Origin of the sequence: Streptosporangium sp. NBC_01639, assembly GCF_045209755.1 — a bacterium.
Taxonomy (GTDB): Bacteria; Actinomycetota; Actinomycetes; order Streptosporangiales; family Streptosporangiaceae; genus Streptosporangium.
Map to the genome: position 1 here is coordinate 457,164 of NZ_CP109272.1, position 15,577 is coordinate 472,740.

Genomic DNA, 15,577 nt, shown 5'->3' on the forward strand with positions numbered 1-15,577 from the left:
ACCTGGGAGCGGCCTGTGAGCCCGACCGTACGCCGGCTGGACGTGACGGACCTGGAAGCCTGCCTCGCGCTGGGGTCGGACCGGCAGTGGCCGCGCGAAGACCACAAGTGGCGCCTGCTGTTCTCGATCGGCCGGGTGTACGGCGTCGAAGACCCGGACGGGGGCCTCGCCGCCGCCGTCGTGGCATCCCCTTACGGCACGTCGGTCAACGCGATCAGCATGATGCTGGTCGCCCGCAAGCACGAACGGCAAGGGCTGGGCGGCCACATCCTGAGCCACGCGCTGGCGGACGTCGGTGCGGAAGGCGCGTTGCTGACCGCGACCCCGATGGGCAAGCCGCTGTACGAGAAGCTGGGCTTCCGCACGGTCGGCCGGTGCTCGACGCTGTGCGGCGTCCCGGCCGGCCCGATCACGCCGTCGGGCCGCTCGCGCCCGTTCACGGCCGCCGACCTACCCGCCGTCACCGCGCTGGACACCGACGTCTTCGGCGCACCGCGCACGGAGCTCATCGCGGCCCTGCCCGAGTTCTGTGACTCGTTCCGGGTCGTGGACGGCCCGGACGGCGTCGTCGGCTTCGGTGGCGCGTGGCCGAACGTCGGCACGACGGTCTTGGGCCCGATCACCGCGCCCGACCAGGACACCGCCCTCGCCCTGCTGGACGACCTGGCCGCGACCGCGCCGGGCGAGCTGCGCATGGACGTCGACCACCGCGCCCCGCACGTCCTGAAGTGGGCGGAGCAGGCACGGCTCGAACACCGCTTCACCACCGACATCATGGTCCTCGGCCCGGACACCACGGGCGACCACCGCAGCCACACCCCGGTCATGCTGGCACTCGGCTGACCTCCGCCCCTCGACCCGAAGGCAACCCGATGACCCCCCAGGACCAGCCGACCGCCGTAATCGTAGACGGGTACTCGACCGGGAACTTCCTCCCGGCGGCGTTCGCCCGGGCAGGCGTCTCCGTCGTCCACGTCCGCAGCTCGGCGGAACCGATGGCGTCCATGCTCGCCCCCAACCTGACCGAATACCTGGACGAACTGGTCTGCGCAGGCGACGAGGACGTGGACAAGACGGTCGCCCTGCTGGCCGAACTGAAACCGGTGGCCGTGCTGGCGGGTCAGGAGCCGGGTGTCCCGCTCGCGGACCTGCTCAGCGAACGCCTCGGCCTGGCGACCAACGGCACGGCGCGCTCCCGCGCCCGCCGCGACAAGCACGAGATGATCGAGACCTTGCGGGCCGCGGGCATCCGCTGCGCCGATCAGACGCGCACCGCCGACGTCGCCGGGGCCGTCGCCTGGGCGGAGGCCCGCGGCGACTACCCTGTCGTGGTCAAGCCACTGAGCTCGGCGTCCTCCGACGGCGTCACCATTTGCCGCACAGCGGACGAGGTGGCGGCGGCGGCCGAGGCGGTGCTGGCGGCGGTGGACATCTTCGACCACCGGAACACCGAGGTTCTGGTCCAGTCCTATCTGGACGGAACCGAGTACATCGTCGACACCGTGTCGGCGAACGGAGAGCACTACCTGTGCGGCGTGTGGCAGTACGACAAGACCACGACCGCGACCGGCAGCCGCATCTACGACCGCGACATCCTCCTGGACGCGGTCGAGTCTCCCGTACCGGAGCTCCTGGCATATCTGGAGACCGTCCTGTCGGCACTGGGCATCGCCCACGGCCCGGCACACGCCGAAGTGATGATGACCGCCGAAGGCCCCGCCCTGGTGGAGGTCGGCGCCCGCCTGAACGGCAACATGAACCCCGGCTTCCACGACGTATGCCTGGGCACGAACCAGGCTGACCTGACCGCACTGGCATACGTGCACCCGTCGAAGTTCGTCGCACAGTACGGGAACCGCCGCTACACGCGCCGCCAGCCCGCCATCGTGCACAACACCCGCACGGAGCAGGACGGCGTGGTCAGCGAGGTGGACCAGGAAGCGGTGGCCGCGCTGGCCGCGCTCCCCGGCGTGCACCTGGTCGGCGTGAAGCTGGTGCCGGGCAAGCGAATCCGCCCGACCACCGACCTCCTGTCGAGCCCGCTCCGGGTATTCCTGACGTCGCCGGATCGCGCGGACCTGGACTCCGCCTATGACGCCATCCAGGTACTGAAGGACAAGGTCTACCGCACCGCGTGACCAGCACCGCCGTCGAACGGGTCCGGCGGTCACGCCGAATCAGCCGTCGGCGGCGATCAGCGCCGGTGGTGCGCTCTGCTTGATCCGGTACAGGTCCCGCAGGTCGGGTCCACGAAGATCAACAGTCGGCGCGCCGGGCGCGATGTCGCCGATGACACCCCCGCTAGGTGGCCGGTGACATCTGCGGCTCGGCACGGTCGGCCGGTGGGGACTGGTCGTCGTCCAGCAGGGTGGCCTCGTCGAACGGGATCCGGCCGGCCAGCACCTCGGCCGCGCGCTCTCGGTCGAACTCACCGGTCCAGGTGCCGATGAGCACGGTGGCGACCGCGTTGCCCGCGAAGTTGGTCAGCGCCCGGGCCTCGGACATGAAGCGGTCGATGCCGACGATCAGGCCGACGCCGTCGACCAGTTCGGGCCGGTGGGACTGCAGGCCCCCGGCGAGGGTGGCCAGGCCGGCGCCGGTGACCCCGGCGGCCCCCTTGGAAGCGATGATCATGAAGGCCAGCAGGGAGATCTGCTCGCCGACCGAGAGCGGGGCGCCGGTGGCGCTCGCGATGAACAGGGTGGCCATCGTCAGGTAGATGGCGGTGCCGTCGAGGTTGAAGGAGTAGCCGGTCGGCACGGTGATGCCCACGACGGGGCGGCTCACCCCGAGATGCTCCATCTTGGCGATCAGCCGGGGCAGGGCCGACTCGGAGGAGGAGGTGCCCAGGATGAGCAGGAACTCACGGCCGAGATAGCGCAGCAGGGACGGCAGGCCGACCCGGGCGACCAGCCAGAGCATCGGCCCCAGCACGCCCAGCACGAAGATCAGACAGGTCGCGTAGAAGGCGAGCATGATGACTCCGAGGCTTTTGAGCGCGTCGACGCCGGTGGCGCCGACGACCGCGGCCATCGCGCCGAAGGCGCCGACCGGGGCGGCCCACATGATCATGGCGAGGATGCGGAAGACGAGCCGCTGGAGGTGCCCGACGCCGGCCAGGACGGGCCTGCCCCGCTCCCCCATGGCCTGCAGGGCGAATCCGGCGAGCAGGGCCACCAGCAGGGTCTGCAGCACCTGCCCCTCGGTGAACGCCGACACCAGCGTGGTCGGGATGATCCCGAGCAGGAACGTCACCGTGTCGCTCTCGCCGCCCTTGACCGCCTCGGCCTCGGCTGCCTTGCGCAGCTCGTCGGTGAGCTGGAGGCCGCTGCCGGGGTCGATCAGGTTGCCGACGACCAGGCCGATGGCCAGCGCGACGGTCGACATGACGAGAAAATAGCCGAGCGCCAGGCCACCGACCCGGCCGACCTTGGCCGCCTGGGTGACCGATCCGACGCCGAGCACGATGGTGCAGAAGATGATGGGGCTGATCATCATCTTGATCAGCGCGACGAAGGCCGTGCCGAGCGGCTTCAGCTCCTTGCCGAGGTCGGGAGAGGCGAGCCCGATCGCGATTCCCGCAATCACGGCAACGATCACTGCCATATATAGATAATGAGTACGATCTCTAGACATATCGGGCACTGGGCCTTCCCGGGCTGGACGGAAATTCCGGTCGAGCGACTATGCACCATCGATGTGACCCACGTCACTGTTGCGTACATTTCGTTCGTGGACTTAGGAAAAGTCGTGGGGTTGAGGACGCTGTCCCGATGGATACGCCGATGGAGCCTGGCCCGGCAGATGCTGACACTGCAGATCGTCGTGGTCGGGGTCACCGTCGCGGGAGGCGTGGTGCTGACCTTCCTGCAGACCCGCGAACTGCTCGTCGAGGAGGCCACCGGAAAGGCCAGGGCGGTGACCGTCAGCGTGGCCGGCTCCCCCTCGGTCCTCGCCGCCCTCGGCGACTCCGCCGTGCTGCAGCCGTACGCGGAACGGGTGCGGCGGGAGACCGGGGTCGACTTCGTCACGATCATGAGTACCGCCGGGCTCCGCTACACCCACCCCAATCCAGCCCAGATCGGTCATCCATTTCTCGGCACCATCGCGCCCGCCTTGAAGGGTGAGACCTTCACCGAGACCTACACCGGCACCCTCGGCCCCTCGGTGCGTGCCGTCGCGCCGGTGCGCGACGGCGACGGCACGGTCCGCGCCCTGGTCAGTGCGGGCATCACCGTCGAGAAGATCGGACTCAGGCTGCGCGGGCAGCTCGCCGGCGCCGGCCTCGTCGGCCTGCTCGGCCTGTCCACCGGCGGGGTGGGCACCTATCTAGTGGGCACCCGGCTCCGCCGCCAGACCCACGGGATGGGGCCGGGCGAGCTCCGCCGGATGTACGAGTACCACGACGCGATCCTGCACGCCGTACGGGAGGGGTTGCTGCTGGTCGACGGCGCGGGCAGGCTGACGCTCTGCAACGACGGCGCCCGGGAGCTGCTGGGCCTGTACGGCGAGGCGGGCGGGCGGCACGTCACCGACCTGGGCCTGCCCGACTCGCTCACCGAACTGCTGGCGTCCGGGGAGAACCGGACCGACGAGATCCATCTGGCCGGGGAGCGGACGCTCGTGGTGAACGTCGCCGTGGTCCGCTCCGGCAACCGCTCACTCGGCACCGTGGTCACCCTGCGCGACCATACCGAACTGCAGTCCCTGACCGGGCAGCTCAACGCCGAACGCGGCTTCGCCGACTCCCTGCGCGCCGCCGCGCACGAGGCGGCCAACCGCCTGCACACCGTCATCACCCTCGTCGAGCTGGGCCGCGCCGAGCAGGCCGTGGCCTTCGCGACCGCGGAACTCCGGGCGGCGCAGCAGCTCACCGACCGGGTGGTGGGCGCGGTGCGCGAACCGGTGCTCGCGGCGCTGCTGCTGGGCAAGAGCGCCGAGGCCGCCGAGCGCGGCGTGGAACTGATGATCAGCCCGGACACCGACCTCGACGACATCGGCCTGGACGAGCGAGACCTGGTGACGATCCTCGGCAACCTGATAGACAACGCGGTGGACGCGGCCATGGCGGGCGTCGCGCCGGCCCGGGTGGACGTCCGCATGCTGGCCGACGAGACGACCTTCCTGGCCAGCGTGGCCGACAGCGGGTCCGGACTGGACGCGGCGACGGCCCGGGAGGCCTTCCGGCGGGGCTGGACCACCAAGGGCGACGGACGCGGCCTCGGGCTGGCCATGGTGGGACGCTCGGTCCGCCGCCTGGGCGGCACGATCGACGTCGGCGGCGGGCCCGGAGCGGTGTTCACCGTACGGCTGCCGCTGCGGGAGAAAGGCATTTGATGATCTCGGTGCTGGTCGTCGAGGACGACGAGATCACGGCGGAGGCGAACCGCCTCTTCGTGGAACGGGTGCCCGGCTTCCGGGTGGAGGGCCTGGCCAGGTCCGGCGGCGAGGCGTTGCGCTTCCTGCGGCGACGGCCGGTGGACCTGATCCTGCTCGACCTCTACCTGCCTGACATACACGGGCTGGAGGTGTGCCGGGCCCTGCGCGCGGCGGGTGTGCTGTCCGACGTCATCGCCGTCACCTCGGCGCGCGACCTGTCGATGGTCAGGGCCGCGGTCTCCGTCGGCGTGGCTCAGTACCTGCTCAAGCCCTTCACCTTCGCCTCACTGAACGAGAAGCTCACCCGCTATGCGGAGTTCCGGTCGTCGGTGGACGGCTCGGGGGAGGCCGGCAGCCAGGGCGAGGTGGACCGGGCGCTGGCCGCCCTGCGCGGTCCGGCGCACAGCCCGCTGCCGAAGGGGATGATCCCGGTCACCCTCGACGCCGTGCTGGCGGAGCTGCGCAGAACCCCGGGAGGCGTGTCGGCGCAGGCGGCCGGCGCCGCGATCGGCGTCTCCCGGGTGACCGCCCGCCGCTACCTGGAGCACCTGGCGGGCAGCGGTGTCGTGCGCAGGGTGCCGCAGTACGGCGGAGTCGGGCGGCCGGAACTGCTCTATCGAATCAATTGAGCCCGGGTGCGTTATCCGGGCCGCAGACCTGGTAGGACAGAGGCAGCCCGCCCTGCCACCCGCGGGCGGAGGAGCGGAGCATGGCCCTTTTCACGATTTCGACGAGCCTGGACGACACCGTGTGCGTCGTCCAGGCGAGCGGAGAGCTCGACTACGGAAACGCCCCCGTCTTCCGTGACGAGATGACCAAGGTCTGGGAGGCCGAAGCTCTCTCCGTGATCGTCGTAGACGTCACGGCGCTCACCTTCTGCGACTCCACCGGCGTCTCAGAACTGATCGCGATCCTCCGGCAGAGCCGCGCCCTGGGCGCCCGCCTGATTCTGGCCGGCGTCCACGGCACTCTGGAGCGGATCCTGACCATCACCGGGCTGCGCTCCGCCTTCGAGCTCTCCCCCTCCGTCGGAGAGGCTCTGCAGGAGATGTGATCAGCTGGTGTGGTCGAGGGGCTCCCGGGGCGCGTCCACGATCACGTCGGAGAAGATGTCGACGATCAGGGCGAGCACACCGCCGACCGCGACGACCCCGACGCCCACCCAGAAGAACATCCAGTTGGGACCAAGACACAGGGCCACACCGCCGATGGTGAACCCGAGCAGAATGACGATAACCGCAAGCCAAGACTTGGGGCTTCCTCCGTGGCTTCCAGCCATGAGTCTTTCCTGTCCTCTCTGTGTGGATCAGCGATGCGCGCCGTCCGCCGCCGCGATCATCCTGGTCGGTGACCGGTGGAGCCGCTGCGGCTCCCCGGTTTCCTACCCGGACCATCGACGGTGGGCGACGTAATCTTCTTAAGCTTCGCTCCTCGGCTTCCGGCCCTCGGGGGCGGGGTCGACCTTCGGGACGATTCCGTCCCGTCTGTCGCGCCGCCGCCGGATGTGGCCGATCGCCTCAAGTCGTTTGAGGGGCGGGGACAGCGTACCGGTGCCGGGTCGCGGTGGCTTGCTCAGACTCCCGCCCGGAGCCGGGTGCGCAGGCGTCACCCGGACACCGCGGGACGCAGGGCCCACGAAGGACCGCGACCGGTGGGTCCTGCTGACATTACGGAGACGACCATCGGTAGAGCCCATTTTTTACTGAAAACAGTAAGATAATCAGTGCAAAAGCATTCACCCCCAGGTGGCGGGCGGGTGGAGCGGGTATCGGACCTCCGTTTGGGACGTGAGAGGATGATGATCCGGTTGGTCGGAGTTGGACTGCCCGCCCAGATCAGGAGGTCCGTATGTCTGACGTCACGCCGGAGCCCGAAGGCTCCGAAGATGAGCTGAAGCGCAAGTTCCGCGAGGCCTTGGAGCGCAAGAAGCTCGCCCAGACCGACGCGAACGCCGGGGGCAGGGGAAACAACTCCTCGAAGATCCACGGCGCCCACGGCCCGGTCGGGGGGAAGCGTTCCTTCCGCCGCAAGAGTGGCGGCTGAGCACAGCCTGGCATTGAGATCCGTTGGGATCGTTCCCGGGTTCCGGGAGTGATCCCAACGGCAGGCGGGGCCTCAGGGGCGCCACGCGGGAGAGCTCATCGGAGCGGCTGCTCCAGCCGGTGCACCATCGGGGCGAACCCCGCGGCCGCGTAGAAGGCCTGGGCCTCCTTGTTGCCGTCCCACACATCGGTGACCAGGTGAGAACAGCCCGCCGCGCCGCCCACCGCACGCACCGCGTCGAGTAGAGCGGTGCCGACACCGCTCCGAGCCGCCTCGGCGACGACGGCCAGGTGTTCTAGGACGACGAACGTCCTTGGACGCATGAGAGCGTCACCGGGGCGATCGACGATCAGAGCGAGCGCGTAGCCGACCGGCCGGCCCGATGACAGGGCGACGAGGACGCGGGCGTCCTCGCGGGCCAGGTGGGCCTCGAAGATCGGGACCAGGTCGTCGTGAGCGGGCCCGCCGCGGAAGACGTCCGGCCGATGCAGAACGTGGACGGAGTGCACGGAGTCGTTCAGCTCGGCCAGAAGCGCGGCGTCCTCGATGGACGCGGAGCGGATCTCGATCGAGTGCGGAGTTATGGGTGAGGTCATGAATGGATCATGGTCCATGACCTGACGCCGATTCCATGACTTTTCCGGTGTCCGACTATCGCAGAAGAATGTTGTGGCATCTCTCCATGCGTGTACCGGGGCGTTCTGGTGTGTGATCGAATCCGCACATCTACCACAGCGAAGGAGACGGGATGCCGAAGGCTCCTCGGGAAGGCGGGTTCCCCACCGGGGATCTCGCCCGGGTCAGTGTCTTCGCGGCGCTGATCGCCGTACTCGGTCTGCCGGGCGCCCTTAACGTCTTCGGCAACGCGGTGCCGATCACGTTGCAGACGTTCGGGATCATGCTCGCCGGCGCGATCCTGGGCACGTGGCGGGCCGCCTTGGCCGTCACCGTCCTGCTCGTGCTGGTGGCCGCGGGACTGCCGCTGCTCGCCGGTGGCCGAGGCGGGCTGGGGGTCTTCGCAGGACCGTCGGCGGGGTTCCTGCTCGGTTGGCTCCCCGGCGCGGCCGTAACCGGCTGGATCGTCGAGCGCGGCGGCCACAGTCCGGGCCTCGCGCGGCTGCTGACGGCCTGCCTGGCCGGCGGCGTCGGGATGATCTATCTCGTCGGCGTCCCCGTGCAGGCGGCCGTCACCGGGCTCTCGCCGGGGCAGGCGGCCCTGCTCAGTGCCGCCTTCCTCCCCGGCGACGTGGTGAAGGCGGTGCTGGCCTCGATCGTGGTGCGGGGGACCCAGCGGGCCTACCCCGACGCGGTTCCGGCCGTCCACCGCGATCGGCTCAGTGCCGCCAGGGAGGGCTGAGCCGGTCATGCCGGTCGCCGCACAGGTACTGCGACACGCCTCCACCCGTCCGCACCGGCAGGCGGTCTGCGGCCTGGGAGGCGAGCTGAGTTACGCCGAGTTCGCGCGGAGGATCCGCGGCGTGGCGGTGCATCTGTCCGGGCGGGGGGCCGGTCGTGGCACGCTGGCCGCGATCAGCCTGGCCGATCCGGTGGATCTGCTCACCGTCGTGCTGGCGGCGGACCTGGCCGGGGCGACCCCGCTGCTGTGCGACCCCTCATGGGACGCCCGGATGCGGGAGGCGATTCCGGCGGATCTCCGTATCGACGCGATGCCGCCCGTCGCGGACGGCTCCCCGGTGTCGCCGAGTCCCCTCCCCGGGGATCGCTCATGGGCCTGCTTCGGTTCCGGCAGCACGGGCCGGCCACGGGCCGTGGTGCGCACCCGCGCGTCGTGGACGACATCGTTCCAGCAGGTGGGCGAGCTTGCCGGGATCGGGCCCGAGGACGTCGTGCTGGTGCCGGGGCCGCTGACCTCCTCGCTGTACGGCTTCGCGGCCGTGCACGCGCTGGCCGCCGGCGCGACGGCCCTCCTGCCGGGCCGCTGGTCACCCGGGGCGCTGACCGCGCAGTTGCGCCGGGCGACCGTGGCCCACCTGGTACCGCACTACCTGCCGGTGGTGCTGGACGCCCTGCGGGAGGGGGCCGGAAGCCCGCTGCGGACGGCCGTGGTCGGCGGTGCGGCCCTGCCCGGGGGGCTGCGCGAGCGCGCGGCGGCCGCCGGTGTGCGCGTGGTGTCCTACTACGGCGCCACCGAGATGTCCTTCGTCGCCGTGGACGCCGACGGTTCGGGGTTACGCCCTTTTCCCGGTGTGGAGGTCGAGGTCAGGGTGCCGACCGGCCGGTCTCTGGGCGAGGTGTGGGTGCGTTCTCCCTGGCTGGCCGAGGGATACCTGGCCGGCGCGGCGGGCCCACTGAGGGTCGACGAGGACGGCTGGATGAGCGTCGGCGACGTGGCGGAGCCGTACCGGCCCGGCGAGGTCCTGCGGCTGCGCGGCCGCGGTGACGGCGCGATCCAGACCGGCGGAGCCACGGTCGTGCCCGAGGACGTCGAGGAGGTGCTCAGGAGCGTGCCGGGAGTGGGCGACATCGTGGTGGTGGGCTCACCGCACCCGGAGCTGGGTGCGGTGGTCACCGCGGTCCTGGAGGTGGGCTCGGGGACGCCGCCGCCGAGGGCGGCCCTGGAGTCGGTCGCGCGCGGCGGGCTGGACGCGGCGCAGCGACCGCGCCGCTGGTATGCCGTGAAGAGCCTGCCCCGCACCCCGGCGGGCAAGCCGGCCCGCGGACTCGTCGCCGCCCGCCTGGCCGGCGGCGATCAAGACCTGTGGCGGCTGACCTGATGGGCGGGGAACCGATCATCGTGGCTGCCCGCCGTACCCCGATCGGCACGGCCGCGCACGCGTTCAAGGCGGTGCCGGTCGATCGGCTGGCGGGGCCCGTCATCGGCGCGCTCGCGCGCGACGTGGCCTGCCTGGGCGCGCCGATCGAGGATGTGGTGCTCGGCAACTGCATGGGTCCCGGCGGAAACCTCGCGCGCGTCTCGGCGCTGGGTGCGGGACTGGGCGAGGCCGTTCCCGGCGTCACGGTCGACCGGCAGTGCGGCAGCGGGCTGGCGGCGATCCTGCTGGCCGGCCAGGCCGTCCGCAGCGAGGAGATGGACCTCGTCATCGCCGGAGGGGCCGAGAGCGCCTCCACCGCGCCGCTGCGGGTCCACCGGGGGCGGGCGGGCGAGCCCGGCGTGCCGTACGAGCGGGCCCCCTTCGCCCCCGAAGGCCATCCGGACCCGGACATGGGCGCCGCGGCGGAGGCGCTCGCCGCCGCGTGCGGGGTGGACCGGGATCGCCAGGACCGCTACGCGTGCGCGAGCCACGCCAAGGCGGTGGCCGCCCGGGCGGCGGGCCGGTTCGGGGAGGAGATCGTCCCGATCGCGGGCCGAGCGGAGGACCAGCGTCCGCGCCTCCTGCGGCCGGCGTCCCTGTCACGGCTGCCCGCGGCGTTCGTTCCCGGAGGCTCGGTGACCGCCGGCAACTCCTCCCCGGTCAGCGACGGCGCGGCGGCGGTCGTCCTCGTGTCGGAACGGCTGCGCGCGGCCGCGGGGCTGCCCGGGTTGCGGCTGCGGGCCGGCGCCGTCGTCGGCTGCGACCCCGCGCTACCCGGCTGGGGCCCGGTGCCGGCCGTACGGCGCCTGCTCGGCCGTACGGGTGTGAGCATGGAGCGGATCACCGCGGTGGAGATCGTGGAGGCGTTCGCGGCCCAGACGCTGGCGGTGACCGACGCACTCGGGCTCGACCCGCTAGGCGCCGACCGGGACCGGGTCTGCGCCGACGGCGGCGCCCTGGCCCTCGGCCACCCGTGGGGCGCCACCGGCGCCGTCGTGGTCACCCGGCTGTTCACCAGGCTCGTACGGTCGGGCGCACCGCCGGGGACGCTGGGACTGGCGATGGCGGCGGTCGGCGGCGGCCTCGGGGTCGCCGCCCTGTTCGAGGTGGTGTGAGTGATCGAACTGACCGACGTCCATGTCCGGTTCGGGCAGCGCGAGGTGCTGCGCGGCGTCACCGTCTCGCTGTCCGAGCGCCGGGTCGGTGTGATCGGGGCCAACGGCTCGGGTAAGAGCACGCTGGCCCGGCTGGTCAACGGCCTGGCCCTGCCGACCTCGGGCAGCGTCACCGTCCTCGGCCATGACACGCGCCGTCACGCGGCCCGGATCAGGCGCCGCGTCGGTTTCCTGTTCACCGACCCGGACGCGCAGATCGTGATGCCGACCGTGGCCGAGGACGTCGCCTTCTCGCTGCGCCGCATGAAGCTCCCCGGCGAGGAGGTCCGGCGCAGGGTCACCGCCGTGCTGGAGCGGTACGGCCTGGCCGGGCACGCCGACCACCCCGCCCATCACCTGTCGGGCGGGCAGAAGCAGCTGCTCGCGCTGTGCTCGGTCCTGGTGCTCGAACCCGAGATCCTCGTCATGGACGAGCCGACGACGCTACTGGACCTGCGCCACTCCCGCCTGGTCGCCGACGCGCTGCGCGACCTTCCTCAGCAGGTGGTCGTGGTCAGCCACGACCTGGCCCTCCTGGAGGACTTCGACCGGGTGCTGGTCCTGGACGAGGGGCGGATCATGGTCGACGCCCCGCCGGGGACGGCCATCGACCACTACCGGAAGATCATGTCGTGAACGGGCTCACCGGCGCCTACGTGCCGGGGCACTCGCTCCTGCACCGCCTGCCGGCCGGTGCCAAGCTCCTGGGGCTGGCCGCCTCGTGCACGGCGCTTCTCCTCCTGCGTTCGCCGGTGGCGCCGGCGGTCGCCGCGGCCCTGGTCGCCCTGCTGTTCGTCGTGTCGGGAGTGGGCGCGGCGGCGGCCTGGGCTCAGCTCCGCCCGATCCGGTGGTTCGCCGCGGGGCTGTTCGCCATGCAGGTGCTGTTCGCGGACCTGCCGACCGCAGTCTCCGCCACGACCCGCGTCGTCCTGACCGTCGCCCTGGCCGGGCTGGTCACCCTCACGACGCGGACCTCCGTCATGATGGCCTGCCTGGAGCGTTGCCTGTCCCCCGCGCGGTGGGTGGGGCTGGACCCGTTCCGGCTGTCCCTGCTGCTCTCTCTCACCATCCGCAGCGTGGCGGTCATCGCCGGGCTGGCCGTCCGGGTGCGGGAGGCCCAGCGGGCCAGAGGAGTCGAGTGGAGCATGCGGGCCTTCGCCGTACCACTGGTGGTCAGCGCGTTGCGGCACGCGGACGCGCTGGGTGAGGCGCTCAGCGCCCGCGGCCTGGACGACTGAGGCGGGGGCCGTAACCAGGGCGGGCGCGACGGGTGCCGGGTTGGCCTTATCCCTGGTTCATGGAGGCGTGCAGAGCGTCCTGGGTGCTGGGGTGGATCTCGAAGAAGACGGTCAGGCCGGTGAGGGACAGCATTCTGGCGAGCGTCCCGTGCACGCCGCTGAACATCATCCGGATGCCGGTGTCCTTGGCGCGCAGCGCCGCGACGATCAGGGTGTTCAGCCCGTCCGAGTCGCAGAACGATATCTTCGCCGTGTCCACGATCAGCACCGGTGTGCCGGCCACCCGCTGCGCCTGGTCCAACTGCTCGGCCAGGACCGGTGCCGCGTCATGGTCGAGCTCCCCCACCACGCGGATGATGACCGCTCCCTGCTGCACGTGCAGAGTAGCGGAAAACGCTGGGCCGGAGGATCTTGCTGCCGCTGTCATGTCATGACCATCTCCTTGTTGCGGCCGGCTGCGCTGCAGGTGGCTTCCTTGCCCGCCCACGCCCTGGCCAACCGTTCGATGTCCGTCGAGCCCCGCTTCAAGGCCGGCTCGGGGACCGGGTCCAGGCCGTGATGGCGGCCTCTGTGTCCGAGTGGATGGGGAAGATCTGGTCGAGGCCGATGATCCGCAGGACGCGGGCGGTGTGTTCGGGAACGCCCGCCAGGGCGATGCCGGCCTGGGCGTCGAGCGCCTTGTTACGGGCGACGATGAAGGCGGTGATGCCGCTGGAGTCGCAGAACGACAGGGCGGACAGGTCGAGGACGAGGTGGTCGCCCGGGTACAGGGTGAGGTGGTCGAGGGCCTCTCGCAACTGCGGGGAGCTGTGGTGGTCGAGTTCTCCGGCCACACTCACGACGGGGCCGGTCTCGCTGCGGCGGATGGTGGTTTTCAGGTCGCTCACGGAGATTTTTCGGTCGTTGACGTGCGAGGAACGCCGAGGGCCAGCAGGGCGGTGTCGTCGTCCAGACCGTCACCGAAGCTGTCCAGCAGGCCGATGACGGCGGTGACGGCCGTGGCTGCGGCGACCGGCGCCAGGCGAGTGGCGAAGTCGAGCAGGGCTTCGTCGCCGTAGCGGGCGCCGTCTGCGATGCGGGCCTCGGTCAGCCCGTCGGTGTAGAGCAGCAGGGTGTCGCCCGCGGTGAGGGTCGTGGTGACGGCGGTGAAGCGGGCGTCGGGCAGGATCCCGACGAGGAAACCGCCGGGGGTGGGCAGGTAGTCGGCGCTGCCGTCGGCGCGCATCAGGAGCACCGGGGGGTGGCCGCCGCTGGCCAGAGTGACGGCGAATCCGCCGGCCTGGGGAGTGAGGGTGCCGAAGATGACGGTGCAATAGCGCGGGTTGGCGCTGGTGTACTGCTGGTGCAGCACCGTGTTCAGGGTGGTGAGCACCGTGACGGGGTCAGGTTCGTGCATGGCTGCGGCCCGCAGGGTGTAGCGGGTCAGGGAGGTGACGGCCGCGGCGCCGGGGCCTTTTCCGCACACGTCTCCGAGAAAGAACGCCCACCGCCCGTCGCCCAGGGCGAACAGGTCGTAGAAATCACCGCCCAGATGATCTGGAGAGGCGGTGTGGTAGTGAGAGGCGGTCTCCAGGCCCGGCACTACGGGCAGGGAAGGGGGCAGCAGGCTCTGCTGAAGTATGGCGAGAACTTTCTGCAGCCGTTCGCGATCACAGTCTGCCTCCTGCCGGGCGAGTTCGGCCTCCCTGCGGGCACGTAGGAGTTCCTTCTCGTAGGCGCGCCGGTCGCGCGCGTCGACGACGGTGGTGCGGATCAGCAGCGGCTGGCCGTCGGCGCCGGTCTTCACCGTTGAGGTCACCAGGACCGGCAGGCGGGTGCCGTCGGCGGTTTTGAGTTCGAGGGCGATGCCGTTGATGTCGCCCTGCATACGCAGGAGCGGCGCGAAGTGCGTCTCGTGGTAGAGCTTGCCGCCGACCGTCAGCAGATCGGAGAACCGCATCCGGCCCACCACCTCATCCCGGCGGTAGCCGAGCCAGGTGAGCAGCGTGGTGTTGATCTTGGCGATCTGCCCGTCCAGGAGGGTGGAGAGATAACCGCATGGGGCGTTCTCGTACAGGTCCTCCACGTCGTCCTCCAGCAGCGCGGTGAACGACGCCTCCAGCGAAGCGCCGTCTTCGCCGGTGCCGGGCCGGTCCGGTTCGGGCCCGGACGGGCACATCATCGGCGGCCCCTCATGAAGGAAAGAATCGCTTCCGCGGTGGCTTCCGGGGCGCTCAGCTGCGGGCAGTGCCCGGTGGCATCCAAGGTCACCAACCGGCTGCCGGCAATGGACTCCTGCACGAAGGCGCCCACGCCCTGCGGGGCGATGACGTCCTGGGAGCACTCCAGGACGAGAGTGGGGACGCCGACCTTCGGCAGATCCGCCCTGCTGTCGGACAGAAACGTGGTGCGGGCGAAAACGCGGGCGATGTCCGGGTCGGTGGCGCAGAAGCTGTTGGTCAGCTCCTCACCCAGCTCCGGACGCTCCGGGTTGCCCATGATGACCGGGGCCATGGCCGCCGACCAGCCCAGATAGTTGGAGTCCAGCGACTCCAGCAGCTCCTCGATGTCAGCCGCGCTGAACCCGCCCCGGTAGGCGCCCTCATCGGTGTAGCGCGGCGAGGGGCCGACCATGACCAGCCCGGCGAACCGCTCCGGCTCCGCGACCGTGGCCAGCACCCCAATCATCGCACTGACCGAGTGGCCCACGAACGTCACGTCCCGCAGATCCAGTTCCCGGCAGATCTCCAGCACATCCTGCGCGTATCCCTCAAGCGAGGAGTACCGTTCCTCACTCCACGCGGACAGGTCCGACCGTCCTGAGCCTACGTAGTCGAACAGCACGACCTGGAAGTCCTCGGCCAGCGCGGGCACCACCAGGCGCCACATGTTCTGGTCGCAGCCGAACCCATGCGCCAGCATCACGATCGGCCCGCCCCGCCGACCGGTCACCACCACGTTGTTCCTGCTTCGCATGTCCATATCAGACATACTCCCACCCGGCGCCCTA

At 70.9% G+C, this 15,577-nt stretch carries 18 protein-coding genes; 11 read left to right on the forward strand and 7 right to left on the reverse strand.

The genetic code is table 11. The features are described from left to right. Positions 1-15 precede the first annotated feature (15 nt). Both OHA77_RS02145 and OHA77_RS02150 read left to right on the forward strand, forming a co-directional pair. A complete protein-coding gene (locus tag OHA77_RS02145) occupies positions 16-843 on the forward strand; it encodes a GNAT family N-acetyltransferase (RefSeq protein ID WP_406315732.1) in 828 nt (275 codons plus the stop codon). 29 nt (positions 844-872) lie between these two features. Next, complete coding sequence (locus OHA77_RS02150; protein WP_406315734.1) at positions 873-2,138, forward strand: ATP-grasp domain-containing protein; 1,266 nt, start codon at positions 873-875, stop codon at positions 2,136-2,138. 163 nt (positions 2,139-2,301) lie between these two features. Here the strand turns inward: OHA77_RS02150 and OHA77_RS02155 are convergent, their stop codons facing one another. Next, on the reverse strand, positions 2,302-3,606 hold the full coding sequence (locus tag OHA77_RS02155; protein ID WP_406315735.1) for a cation:dicarboxylate symporter family transporter: 1,305 nt from the start codon (positions 3,604-3,606) through the stop codon (positions 2,302-2,304). 126 nt (positions 3,607-3,732) lie between these two features. Here OHA77_RS02155 and OHA77_RS02160 point away from each other — a divergent pair, with 126 nt between their 5' ends. From OHA77_RS02160 to OHA77_RS02170, 3 genes are all read left to right on the forward strand, one after another. Continuing rightward, the gene (locus tag OHA77_RS02160; RefSeq protein ID WP_406315737.1) at positions 3,733-5,337 is read left to right on the forward strand and encodes an ATP-binding protein; all 1,605 of its coding nucleotides are present in this window, start codon (positions 3,733-3,735) and stop codon (positions 5,335-5,337) included. Further along, complete coding sequence (locus OHA77_RS02165) at positions 5,337-6,008, forward strand: response regulator (protein WP_326822355.1); 672 nt, start codon at positions 5,337-5,339, stop codon at positions 6,006-6,008. Before OHA77_RS02160 ends, OHA77_RS02165 begins: the two co-directional genes overlap by 1 nt. 80 nt (positions 6,009-6,088) lie before the next feature. Next, a complete protein-coding gene (locus tag OHA77_RS02170) occupies positions 6,089-6,433 on the forward strand; it encodes an STAS domain-containing protein (protein WP_326822354.1) in 345 nt (114 codons plus the stop codon). Here OHA77_RS02170 and OHA77_RS02175 read toward each other — a convergent pair whose 3' ends face one another. Beyond that, the gene (locus OHA77_RS02175; RefSeq protein ID WP_326822353.1) at positions 6,434-6,658 is read right to left on the reverse strand and encodes an HGxxPAAW family protein; all 225 of its coding nucleotides are present in this window, start codon (positions 6,656-6,658) and stop codon (positions 6,434-6,436) included. It lies immediately after the preceding gene. 569 nt (positions 6,659-7,227) lie between these two features. Between OHA77_RS02175 and OHA77_RS02180 the strand changes: the two genes are divergently transcribed. Next, positions 7,228-7,422 carry a DUF5302 domain-containing protein gene (locus OHA77_RS02180; RefSeq protein WP_326822352.1) on the forward strand — a complete coding sequence of 65 codons (195 nt, stop codon included), beginning with the start codon at positions 7,228-7,230 and terminating at the stop codon, positions 7,420-7,422. Positions 7,423-7,517: 95 nt separating this feature from the next. Here OHA77_RS02180 and OHA77_RS02185 read toward each other — a convergent pair whose 3' ends face one another. Next, positions 7,518-8,018: a GNAT family N-acetyltransferase gene (locus OHA77_RS02185; RefSeq protein ID WP_406315741.1), complete on the reverse strand. Its 501-nt coding sequence runs from the start codon at positions 8,016-8,018 to the stop codon at positions 7,518-7,520. A 152-nt stretch (positions 8,019-8,170) separates the two neighbouring features. On the opposite strand from OHA77_RS02185, the gene OHA77_RS02190 reads away from it, so the two are divergent. From OHA77_RS02190 to OHA77_RS02210, 5 genes are read left to right on the forward strand one after another with little or no spacing between them, the layout of a single operon-like run. After that, a complete protein-coding gene (locus OHA77_RS02190) occupies positions 8,171-8,779 on the forward strand; it encodes a biotin transporter BioY (RefSeq protein WP_406315743.1) in 609 nt (202 codons plus the stop codon). 7 nt (positions 8,780-8,786) lie between these two features. Beyond that, positions 8,787-10,157, forward strand: coding sequence for a class I adenylate-forming enzyme family protein (locus tag OHA77_RS02195; RefSeq protein ID WP_406315744.1), 1,371 nt, complete (start codon positions 8,787-8,789; stop codon positions 10,155-10,157). Then, entirely contained in the window at positions 10,142-11,311 is a 1,170-nt protein-coding gene (locus tag OHA77_RS02200) for a thiolase family protein (RefSeq protein WP_406315746.1), read from the forward strand. The genes OHA77_RS02195 and OHA77_RS02200 overlap by 16 nt, the downstream gene beginning before the upstream one ends. After that, positions 11,312-11,986, forward strand: coding sequence for an energy-coupling factor ABC transporter ATP-binding protein (locus tag OHA77_RS02205; RefSeq protein ID WP_406315748.1), 675 nt, complete (start codon positions 11,312-11,314; stop codon positions 11,984-11,986). It begins immediately after the preceding gene. Next, positions 11,983-12,588 carry an energy-coupling factor transporter transmembrane component T family protein gene (locus tag OHA77_RS02210; RefSeq protein WP_406315749.1) on the forward strand — a complete coding sequence of 202 codons (606 nt, stop codon included), beginning with the start codon at positions 11,983-11,985 and terminating at the stop codon, positions 12,586-12,588. The genes OHA77_RS02205 and OHA77_RS02210 overlap by 4 nt, the downstream gene beginning before the upstream one ends. A 46-nt stretch (positions 12,589-12,634) precedes the next feature. Here the strand turns inward: OHA77_RS02210 and OHA77_RS02215 are convergent, their stop codons facing one another. The 4 genes from OHA77_RS02215 to OHA77_RS02230 all read right to left on the reverse strand — a co-directional run bounded on the left by OHA77_RS02215 (position 12,635) and on the right by OHA77_RS02230 (position 15,543). Next, a complete protein-coding gene (locus OHA77_RS02215) occupies positions 12,635-12,964 on the reverse strand; it encodes an STAS domain-containing protein (RefSeq protein ID WP_406315751.1) in 330 nt (109 codons plus the stop codon). Positions 12,965-13,112: 148 nt separating this feature from the next. Beyond that, positions 13,113-13,475 (reverse strand): STAS domain-containing protein, encoded by a 363-nt coding sequence (locus OHA77_RS02220; RefSeq protein WP_326822342.1) that lies wholly within the window; start codon positions 13,473-13,475, stop codon positions 13,113-13,115. Next, positions 13,472-14,749 (reverse strand): PP2C family protein-serine/threonine phosphatase, encoded by a 1,278-nt coding sequence (locus OHA77_RS02225; protein ID WP_406315753.1) that lies wholly within the window; start codon positions 14,747-14,749, stop codon positions 13,472-13,474. The genes OHA77_RS02220 and OHA77_RS02225 overlap by 4 nt, the downstream gene beginning before the upstream one ends. After that, a complete protein-coding gene (locus OHA77_RS02230) occupies positions 14,746-15,543 on the reverse strand; it encodes an alpha/beta fold hydrolase (protein WP_406315755.1) in 798 nt (265 codons plus the stop codon). Before OHA77_RS02230 ends, OHA77_RS02225 begins: the two co-directional genes overlap by 4 nt. Between the last annotated feature and the right edge of the window lie 34 nt (positions 15,544-15,577).